Raw genomic sequence first — 6,517 nt, forward strand, 5'->3', positions numbered from 1 at the left:
AGGCCGAGCGTGGCGCCAGAACTGCAAAGTGTCAACTGCACTTTATAATTCCCATTTTTTACTTGCCATCTTCGATTTGCTCACGGCTTCTTGTGCGCCGGACCCGACGTGACCCGTCGAGTGCCTGAATCGCCATGAGGAAACTCCGGGTTCCCCTGTTCGTTTTCTTGCTGTTGTCCGCCTCCTATCCGGAGCAGAGACCCGCCGGGCGGCTGGAGACCGCTCCGCCCCCGTTCCAGGATTCGATCGCCCATCAGACGCAAGGCCCGGCGGAGACGGTCCTGTATTTCCCCGACTACGTGGACGGAGGCGGCTGGTCGGTGCAACTGGTGGTGAGCAACGTCGACCCGGCCGCCGCCGCCGAGGTCCGGGCGGAAGTCTACGATCCCGAAGGACAACCGGTCCCGGATCTGTTCGATTCGGATCTGACGTTCGAGGTCCCGGCGCTGGGCAGCCGGGTGTTGAGGAGCTCGGGCGCGGGGGCGATTCGCCGGGGCTGGATCCAGGTCCGCGCCGGTACGGACTCGGTGAGTGGACTCTTGACCTACCGGCACGCCCGGTCGGGGATCGAAGTCGGCGTGCAGCCCGTCGAGTTGGGGAAGCAGTTCGCGTTGTTCGTGGAGGAATCGCCGACGGTGGGCGCCGGCGTCGCCGTCTTCAAGCCGAACATCTCGCCTCGCCTCGAGCTTCGGATTCGCGACGGGGAGGGGAACGATCCCCTGGAGGGGGAGGCCGTTTCCTGGGGTGATTTCCACCAGGCGGCCCGGACGCTCCCGGAATGGTTTTCGGTGGAGGGAGTCGCTACGGGATTCCTGGATAACTTTCGCGGTCTCCTGTTCCTGGAGACCGCGGACGAATCCCCTTTCGCTCCGCTCGGGCTGCGGTTCGGGAAGGGGACTTCTTCGCTGTCGGCGGTGCCGGCAATCCGGACCCGAAGCGAGGAACCCCAAGAGACGAACCTGGTCTTCCCCGACTACGTGGACGGTGGGGGATGGTCGGTGCAACTGGTGCTTAGCAACGTGGACGGGACCGCCGCCACCGAGGCCGTGGTGGAAGTCTACGACTCCGAAGGAGAACCGGTCCCGGATCTGTTCGATTCCGATCCGACGTTGGAGATCCCGGCGCTGGGCAGCCGTGTCTTGAGAAGCACCGGCTCCAGAGCCATTCGGCGGGGTTGGATCCAGGTCGAGGCCGATGGGGGGACGATCAGTGGACTCCTGACCTACCGGCATGCCCAGTCGGGGGTCGAAGTCGGCGTCGAGGCTGCCCAGTTGGGGAAGCAATTCGCTCTGTTCGTGGAGGAATCGGGAACCGTCGGCGCGGGACTGGCGCTATTCAAACCGGATGCCGAATCCAGGATCGAGCTGAGGCTGCGCGACGAGGAGGGAGAGGATCCGTTGAGCGGGTTGTTCCTCCCCTGGAAAGACTTCCACCAATCGGCGCGAACGCTCCCGGAGTGGTTCGACGTGCCCGGGGTGGATGCGGATTTCCTGAGGGACTTTCGGGGTCTCGTGTTCCTGCGAACCGAGGACGAACCGGGGTTCGCCCCGCTGGGCCTGCGATTCGGGAAGGGAACCTCATCGCTTTCGGCGGTGCCGGCGATCCGGATTGAGGACGGAGGGGGGATCAAGGGCGGCCAGGCTCCGCCGCCGACGGTGAAATTGTCAGCGTCGCCGGCATCGATCGAGCGGGGCCAGAGCACGACGCTGACCTGGTCGTCGACGAGTGCGGAGAGCGCCAAGATCGAACCGGACATCGGGACGGTGCCGACTTCGGGCACGCGGAAGGTTGCGCCGAACGCCACCACGACTTACCGCATCACGGTGCGCGGCACCGGAGGCCAGACGAAGACGGCATCCGTTACGGTCAGAGTGGTGGCCTCCCAGCGGGACGTGCTGACGGCGCTTTACGAATCCACCGGCGGACCCGATTGGTTTGACAGCAGCAACTGGGGGACCCGCCGGCCGCTCGGGGAATGGCATGGGGTCACCGTCGATGACGACGGGCGCGTAACGGAGTTGGATCTCTACAGAAATGGTCTGACGGGACCGATCCCGCCCGGACTCGGCGACCTCACCGGCCTTAGGGCGCTGAATCTCGGGTGGAACGGCCTCACGGGGCCGATCCCGCCCGAGATCGGCGATCTCACGCGCCTGACGGAGCTACGGTTCGAAGGGAACGATCTCACGGGACCGATCCCGCCCGAGGTCGGCAACCTCACCAGCCTGGAGATCCTGAATTTCGGGCAGAACGATCTCACGGGGCCGATCCCGCCCGGACTTGGCGATCTCACCAGCCTGAGGGAACTGTGGCTCCACCGCAACGCCCTCACGGGGCCGATCCCGCCCGGACTTGGCGACCTCACCAGCCTGAGGGAACTGCGGCTCCACCGCAATGCCCTCACGGGGCCGATCCCGCCCGGGCTCGCCGACCTCACCAGCCTGGAGATCCTGAATTTTGGGCAGAACGATCTCACGGGGCCAATCCTGCCCGAGATCGGTAACCTCACCAGCCTGAGGGAGTTGAATCTCCGCGCCAACGATCTCACGGGGCCGATCCCGCCCAAGCTCGGCAACCTCACGAGCCTGATGGAACTGGATATCTCGGGGAACTCCGGCCTGACGGGGAGCCTTCCAACCGAATTGATGGGTCTTGACCGGCTCGAAACGCTATGGGCCGTCGGAACGGGTCTTTGCGCACCCTCGGATCCCGGCTTCCGGGATTGGCTTGAAAGAATCGACCGGCTGCGGGTTCCAACTTGTGTGAGTGATAGCGCGATCTTTGCATACCTCGTCCAGACGGTGCAGTCACGAGAGTTTCCGGTTCCGCTGGTCGCCGGAGAGAAGGCGCTGCTCCGGGTGTTTGTCACCGCCGCGAGTTCCACGACGGGGGGCATCCCTCCCGTTCAAGCCCGGTTTTACGTGGATGGATCCGAGATCCACGTGGTGGACATTCCGGGGCGTCCAGCGTCCCTCCCAACCGAGGTTGACGAGGGAGATCTGTCCCGATCGTCCAACGCCGAGATCCCCGGTGAGGTCATACGTCCGGGTCTTGAGATGGTCGTCGACATCGACCCGGAAGAAACGCTGGATTCCGGTCTCGTGACGGCAAGCCGGATCCCGGACACGGGCCGCATGGCGGTCGATGTGCGGGAGATGCCCGTGCTCCACCTGACGGTGGTTCCCTTCCTCTGGAGCGAAGACCCCCACCGTTTGGTCGTGGAAACAGCCGAGGCTATGGAGGCGGACCCGGAGGGCCACGAGCTGCTGTGGGAGACGCGTACGCTGCTGCCGATCAAAGACCTCGAAGTGACGGCCCACGCCCCCGTGATGACTTCGATTTCGCCCGACGAGTTTTTCCCGCTACTCGGGGAGACGCAAGCGATTCGGGCCATGGAGGGCGGTAGCGGGCACTACATGGGCACGATATCGAAGCCGGGCCGGGTAGGGCGGGCCGGACAGGCGCCCCGCCCCGGACGGGTGAGCATCTCGAAACTAAACCCGACGACCATCGCTCACGAACTCGGCCACAACATGAGTCTGTATCACGCTCCCTGCGGGGGCGCAGAGGGACCGGACCCTCTGTTTCCCTTCCCGGACGGATCGACTGGCGCCTGGGGTTACGACTTCCGCTATGGGGGCGCATTGGCGTCGCCGGGCAGGCCGGACCTGATGTCCTACTGCCACCCGGCAGGGATCAGCGACTATCACTTTGCCAACGCGCTCCGCTTTCGCCTCGTCGACGAGGGGCCGCCCCAGGCGGCGAGCCTGGTCGCTCAAGACGAGGGGCGGACCCGGCCGGCGAGTCTGATCGCTCAGGAAGCAAAGTCCCTTCTCCTGTGGGGCGGGATGGATGCGGACGGCCGACCCTTCCTCAACCCATCCTTCGTCGTCGATGCCCCCTCCAAGCTGCCCAGGGCCACCGGTGAGCACCGGATCACCGGACGGAGCGGCAGCGGAGACGAGCTCTTTTCCGTCGGCTTCACCATGCCCGAGGTCGCCGACGGTGATGGGAGCTCGTCCTTCGCCTTCGTCCTCCCGGTCGAGCCCGGCTGGACGGTCCGCCTGGACAGCATCACGCTTTCCGGGCCCGGTGGGTCGGTGAGGCTCGACAGCGATACCGATATTCCCCTGTACATCCTGGTCGATCCGGGCACCCGGCAGGTGCGAGGCATTCTGCGCGACCTGCCTCAGGCCAGCGCGTCGGCTCTAGTCTCTCGAGCAGGCGCCGAGAGTCTCGATGTGCTCTTCAGCCGCGGGGTCCCCGACGCCGCAGCATGGGGTCAGCGCCGGATCCTGCACATAAAGGGTATCGGCAGAGGCCAAGCTCCTCCCCCGGCGCTGATGCTGTCGGTTACGCCGAGTTCCATCGATTGGGGGGAAAAGGCCACGCTGACGTGGGACTCGACCCATGCGGAGAGCGTGGAGATCACGCCGGATCTTGGAGCGGTCCCGGCAGCGGGCTCGCGAAAAGTGTCGCCGCGCACCACGACGACGTACCACATCACGGTGCGTGGCGCCGGCGGCCAGACACGGACGGCATCCGCAACGGTCACAGTGGTGGACTCCCAGCAGGACGCGCTGATCCAGCGGGACGCGTTGACGGCGCTTTACCAATCCACCGGCGGACCCGATTGGTTTGACAGCAGCAACTGGGGGACCAGCCGGCCGCTCAGGGAATGGCATGGGATCACCGTCGATGATGACGGGCGTGTGACGGAGTTGGATCTCAACGGCAACGGCCTCACGGGGCCGATTCCGCCCGAGTTCGGCAACCTCACGAGCCTGTGGCTTCTGAATCTCGGCGGCAACGGCCTCACGGGGCCGATTCCGCCCGAATTCGGCAACTTCACCAGCCTGAGGGATCTGAATCTCGGTTACAACGGCCTCACGGGGCCGATTCCGCCCGAACTCGGCAACCTCACAAGCCTACGGGAGCTGACTCTCGATCAGAACGATCTTACGGGGCCGATTCCGCCCGAACTCGGCGACCTCACGAGCCTGAAGAAACTGTGGCTCGAAGCGAACTATCTCACCGGGCCGATCCCGCCCGAACTCGCCAGGCTCACGAGCCTGAGGGAGCTGAATCTCAGATCCAACGCTCTCACGGGGCCGATCCCGCCCAAGCTCGGCAACCTCACGAGCTTGATGGAACTGGATATCTCGGGGAACTCCGGCCTGACGGGGAGCCTTCCAACCGAATTGATGGGTCTTGACCGGCTCGAAACGCTATGGGCCGTCGGAACGGGTCTTTGCGCACCCTCGGATCCCGGCTTCCGGGATTGGCTCGAAAGAATCGACCGGCTGCGGGTTGCAACTTGCGTGAGTGACAGCGCGGCCTTTGCATACCTCGTCCAGGCGGTGCAGTCACAGAAGTATCCGGTTCCGTTGATCGCCGGAGAGAAGGCGTTGCTTCGGGTGTTCGTCACCGCCGGGAGTTCCACGACGGCGGGTATCCCTCCCGTGCGAGCGCGGTTCTACGTGGATGGGAGCGAGATCCATGTGGCTGACATTCCGGCGCGCACGGCGTCCATCCCGACCGAGGTTTATGAGGGGGATCTGTCACGATCGTCCAACGCCGAGATCCCCGGCGAGATCATACGTCCGGGTCTTGAGATGGTCGTCGAGATCGACCCGGAAGGAACGCTGGATCCCGGTCTCGTGACGGCAAGCCGGATCCCGGACACGGGCCGCATGGCGGTCGATGTGCGGGAGATGCCCGTGCTCCACCTGACGGTGGTTCCCTTCCTCTGGAGCGAAGACCCCCACCGTTTGGTCGTGGAAACAGCCGAGGCTATGGAGGCGGACCCGGAGGGCCACGAGCTGCTGTGGGAGACGCGTACGCTGCTGCCGATCAAAGACCTCGAAGTGACGGCCCACGCCCCCGTGATGACTTCGATTTCGCCCGACGAGTTTTTCCCGCTACTCGGGGAGACGCAAGCGATTCGGGCCATGGAGGGCGGTAGCGGGCACTACATGGGCACGATATCGAAGCCGGGCCGGGTAGGGCGGGCCGGACAGGCGCCCCGCCCCGGACGGGTGAGCATCTCGAAACTAAACCCGACGACCATCGCTCACGAACTCGGCCACAACATGAGTCTGTATCACGCTCCCTGCGGGGGCGCTGGGGGACCGGACCCGGCGTTTCCTTCCCCGGACGGATCAACTGGCGCCTGGGGGTACGACTTCCGCTATGGGGGCGCATTGGCGTCGCCATTCAGGCCGGACCTGATGTCCTACTGCTACCCGAAGGGGATCAGCGATTATCACTTTGCCAACGCGCTCCGCTTTCGCCTCGTCGACGAGGGGTCGCCCCGGTCAGCGAGCCTGATCGCTCAAGCCGAGGGGCTGCCCCGACCGGTGAGCCTGATCGCTCCAGAAGCAAAGTCCCTCTTCCTATGGGGCGGGATGGATGCGGAGGGTCAGCCCTTCCTCAACCCATCCTTCGTCGTCGATGCTCCCTCCAAGCTGCCCAGGGCCACCGGTGAGCACCGGATCACCGGGCGGAGCGGGAGCGG

General features: G+C 65.2%; 1 protein-coding gene. It reads left to right on the plus strand.

The window, feature by feature from the left end:
• Window positions 1–134 precede the first annotated feature (134 nt).
• Window positions 135–6,517, plus strand: a 6,383-nt coding sequence (locus OXT71_21655) for a hypothetical protein (protein ID MDE2929001.1), incomplete at its 3' end; no start/stop codon positions are given.

The organism is Acidobacteriota bacterium, assembly GCA_028874215.1.
GTDB lineage: Bacteria > Acidobacteriota > UBA6911 > RPQK01 > JAJDTT01 > JAJDTT01.